General features: G+C 46.0%; 6 protein-coding genes and 1 pseudogene. 3 read left to right on the top strand and 4 right to left on the bottom strand.

The features are described 5' to 3' along the window. Nucleotides 1-91 precede the first annotated feature (91 nt). Nucleotides 92-325, bottom strand: a pseudogene (locus IE113_RS16060) (transposase); the annotation flags it as partial. A gap of 207 nt (nt 326-532) precedes the next feature. On the opposite strand from IE113_RS16060, the gene IE113_RS16065 reads away from it, so the two are divergent. After that, entirely contained in the window at nt 533-862 is a 330-nt protein-coding gene (locus IE113_RS16065) for a hypothetical protein (RefSeq protein ID WP_189543332.1), read from the top strand. Next, nucleotides 862-1026 carry a hypothetical protein gene (locus IE113_RS16070; protein ID WP_189543334.1) on the top strand — a complete coding sequence of 55 codons (165 nt, stop codon included), beginning with the start codon at nt 862-864 and terminating at the stop codon, nt 1024-1026. The genes IE113_RS16065 and IE113_RS16070 overlap by 1 nt, the downstream gene beginning before the upstream one ends. 123 nt (nt 1027-1149) lie before the next feature. On the opposite strand, the gene IE113_RS16075 is transcribed toward IE113_RS16070, so the two are convergent. Further along, entirely contained in the window at nt 1150-1548 is a 399-nt protein-coding gene (locus IE113_RS16075; protein WP_189543337.1) for a hypothetical protein, read from the bottom strand. A 283-nt stretch (nt 1549-1831) separates the two neighbouring features. Here IE113_RS16075 and IE113_RS16080 point away from each other — a divergent pair, with 283 nt between their 5' ends. After that, the gene (locus tag IE113_RS16080; protein WP_189543339.1) at nt 1832-2419 is read left to right on the top strand and encodes a tyrosine-type recombinase/integrase; all 588 of its coding nucleotides are present in this window, start codon (nt 1832-1834) and stop codon (nt 2417-2419) included. A 90-nt stretch (nt 2420-2509) separates the two neighbouring features. Here IE113_RS16080 and IE113_RS16085 read toward each other — a convergent pair whose 3' ends face one another. Together IE113_RS16085 and IE113_RS16090 are read right to left on the bottom strand one after the other, a co-directional pair. After that, nucleotides 2510-3082, bottom strand: a complete 573-nt coding sequence (locus tag IE113_RS16085; RefSeq protein WP_189543341.1) for an FKBP-type peptidyl-prolyl cis-trans isomerase — start codon at nt 3080-3082, stop codon at nt 2510-2512. 256 nt (nt 3083-3338) lie between these two features. After that, nucleotides 3339-3877: hypothetical protein (locus IE113_RS16090; RefSeq protein ID WP_229822702.1), on the bottom strand; the 539-nt coding region annotated here is incomplete at its 5' end.

Below are 3877 nucleotides of genomic sequence, written 5' to 3' on the forward strand. Positions count from 1 at the left end.
GGCCGAAAAGGCCAACCCTCACGTCTCAAAAGCCGCCATCAGACCCCTCGCGCCGCCGTCAAGCCAAAAACAGCCGGTTCTTCGAGGTGTCCAACTTGGGGATCTTGAGGTTCAGCGTGCCAACCCGGGTATCCAGCGAACGGTCGCGATAGCCGTTGCGCCAGGTGGCCCGGTCGCCGGATCGCTCGTGTCGGCCAGCGCCGATGAGGCCATCGACATCGGCCTCCATGATCAGCTGCAGGACGCTCTCGGCGATGCTGCGCAAAAAATCCGGTTGGCCACCCTTCGCAGCCAGCTCTTCGATCAGTAATCTGTCCTCGGTCATCGGGAACTCCTCTTCGTCACGGTTGAAGTGTGCAAACTCCACCATAACGATGAGCCCGGTGGCCACCAGCGACGCCGCATTCCGGGGTGGGGCATGCCCCACCCCGGAATGCACCATCGCATACACCGGAAATTACACCACGAGCGCGGACGCTAGCTTACTATGCCTATTAGAAATCAATATTTTATATGGAAAGGAGCAATGCCAATGGAAGCAATCCGATTAACAAACTTCAACGTGCCAATAACAACACGAAGACGCTTTGATGCGATCTGCCACGCTAGTGGCAGAACGAGGACGTCAGTCCTCGTTGAACTGATGAACAATTACGTTTTGGACGAAGGTAGGCGCTTGGTCGAACGCCAAAAGGAACTTGGCGACCTGGATAAGCGCTTTCAGGAATCCCTGGGCCTGAAGGGTTCTTCAAACAAGGTGGAGATCAGTCACCGATCTATCCATTCCCCTCGGCAGACCGGGGGAGACAGGGATTTCGGTCTACCTGATCCGATTTTCTCCGATGGTCAGGAGGGCTGGTGATGCTGTCCAAGGTCCAGAAGCCGAAAACGAAACAGGAGCTGATCAAAGCTCTGCAATCCGCCTCGATCCAATCCGTTTCCGTTTACGAAGGTACCGATGTAAACCTGATCCCTTCGAAAACCGATTTCATCCGCCAAAAAGCAACCCTGATTGTGCTAAGATAGCGACCAATTTAAATCAGACGCATCTAAAACTTAAAGACGATGGAATCTTTCTCTCCACCGCCAACATGCGTGGAGAAGACGGGGTGATCATGCCCTTGCCAGAACACGAAATTACCTAGAATATCACCACTTCAAGAACTTGCACATGATAGTCAATTCAGTTCCAGGGTCGGTATAGTAATGGAAGCCGTCATACCCTTCAAATGAAATTGATTTATTGTTTGATGAAATTATATTATAATAACCTGCTCCATAACTTAATTTATATGGCGGTCGCATTTTCAGGTAATTAAGAATTTTAACATTTGGAGAAAATGAAATGTTTGCTGACCAAGCATTTCCTCCGCCATATCCTATTGCTTTTCCGACATAAATTGTAAATTTCTCGATGGGGGGCTTCTTAGTATTAGATGTCTCGTGATCGTCCACCTGACATGGCACCCCTGAGCTCTTCGAATGGCTCTGGGAAGTCTTTTTTGCGTACAAGGGAGTACCAGAGCAAATTGTGGCAAACACAGTCACTGTTACAAAAATCTGAAAGTTCCTACGCATCGAAATCTCCCGATTTTTCTAGTTAATGCTGCGTCTCAATTTATGTGCCGTAATCTTCGTCGACCGAACATAATCACTGCGCCAACCAGGTTCAAGCATCGGCATATTACTGATTATGTTTTCGAGGAAAGATAATCAGTTTGGATAACTGGTTGGCTCCGTTGGACGTTTTGTAGCCCCTGATCCGTGGCTGGAATTTAGTGATGAGATTATCATCGAATTCCAAGAAAACATAATCAGTTAGGTTGGGAAAATGGCTCTCGGAAAACAGGCTAAGGTGCTGAACCAGAAGCAGGTCGAAGCACTCCTGCATTACGTCGGGGGCCTCAGAAACGGTCTCCGTAATCAGGCGATCGTACTGCTCTCCGTTCGGGCGGGTCTTCGAGCGAAGGAGATTGCCAGTCTGCAATGGTTTATGGTTCTTGATGCAGACGGAGAGGTGGGTGAAGCCATTCACCTGACCGACAGTGCATCGAAGGGGAAATCAGGACGGATTATTCCGCTGAATCGCCAACTTCGGTCAACGCTTGTTGCCTTGAGTCGGGGCTTTTCCAATATGAGTGCAACGATGCATGTCGTCTCAACAGAACGAGCCAAGCAAACCTCTGCTCAGGCTATCGTAAATCAGTTTGGACGCTGGTACCGAGAATTAGGCTTCACTGGCTGCTCATCACATTCTGGCCGTAGAACCTTCATCACCAACGCTGCTCGGAAAATCGATACTGTTGGTGGTTCTCTTCGAGACGTTCAAATTTTGGCCGGGCATTCCTCGCTGCAAACCACTCAACGATATATTGAGGGCAATAATGAGGCGAGGATGCATTTAGTCAATATAATATAAATAAAACATGAAAATATTTGGCAAATTATCTGTAAAACATTATTATTAACTATTAGAAGTATTATAAATTTTACCGACGAGTGACCTGACTTAATTTTGATTGTAAAATGATTGCATTTCAGATTTTGATTTAAAGTCAATCAACTCTATTTCAAAATATAAATCTGAATTTGCTGGTATTGGACCAGATGATTTTGATCCATAAGCAAGCAGTGAGGGTATAAAAACTCTATACTTACCTTTTTTCTTCATTTTGAGAAGTGCGTGGGCCATACCTGGTATGACTGCACTCACCGGAATAGGTGCTCCATACGCTTTATCGAATTCCTTACCATTAGAAAGCCATCCCCTGTAATTAATCACTACAATATCATCGATCGTCGGTTTGCCTCCGATCCCTTCGATCAACGTAGACATAGTGACAGCCGACTTCGCTGCAGCATTCGATGAACTCTTCCGATTTTGAATCTCGGTTCGACCGACAATTTTTTTAGCCTTTTTAGCTCTTGGCGGTATCGTTCGCTTTGGGTTTGCTGACGGTTTAATCTGAGTAGCATTATTCAGCACTCCGATAACCGAGTTAGGCGGTGCCGACAGCGCAGAACTTGTGAAGACCAGCCCAATTATGACAGAAGCCGGGAGCAGCGACCTCTTGAAAAACATATATAGTCTCCGTGTCATATTGCATACAACCCACATATAAATTCATACAATATAGGATGAATTCCCATATCGATCCAAAGTTTTAAATGTGAAAATACTGAATCCACATATCATTTACATATCAATCCGCTATCCACATGATAGTAGAAAATAAGAATTAAAATCAGGATCTTCAATATTGTCCTCTGAGATTAACTCAGACAACCTATCTGCAGCAGTGATATTCTGAGAAATGGCCGGAGATAGGTCAGGTCTGTTACTTCTCTTGCCAAGCTTTTCCGCAAGATTGCTGCTCATCTCCCGGTATACCCATGCTAGATAGATATTTTTTTTCCGTTCCAAGGCCAAATCTATAATACTTACTCAACTTGTAGAGTGAAATTATAGCACCTCCCCTAGATAATCCAGGGCTAACGCTAAATTTGTTTGTGCTTATGTAATTTTCCAGCCAAAAATACGAACCAACAAGAGACCGGGCGACAATAAATGCTGATCTAGGATCTTTTTTTTCTAGAATATCAATCGATGATATCAATGGATTGTTGGCATCTGCAATTGGACTAATATTAAACCAAGCGCCGTACACCATTAGACCGTGATCGCTTTCTAACGCCTTCTGGAACATTTCAGCCACTTTATTGGCCTTTGCTCCATCAGGCACTCCATGAACTACGATTCCTTGAGCCAAAAGATGCACGAGCTGGACGCCTCGAAAAACTCTGGCGTTTGAAGGTCGGATTTGATTCACTTCGCCGACGAGGCGTCGGAGGCGGTGATGGCAGGGCAGCCGGGTTT

Source organism: Novosphingobium arvoryzae (assembly GCF_014652615.1).
Lineage (GTDB): Bacteria > Pseudomonadota > Alphaproteobacteria > Sphingomonadales > Sphingomonadaceae > Novosphingobium > Novosphingobium arvoryzae.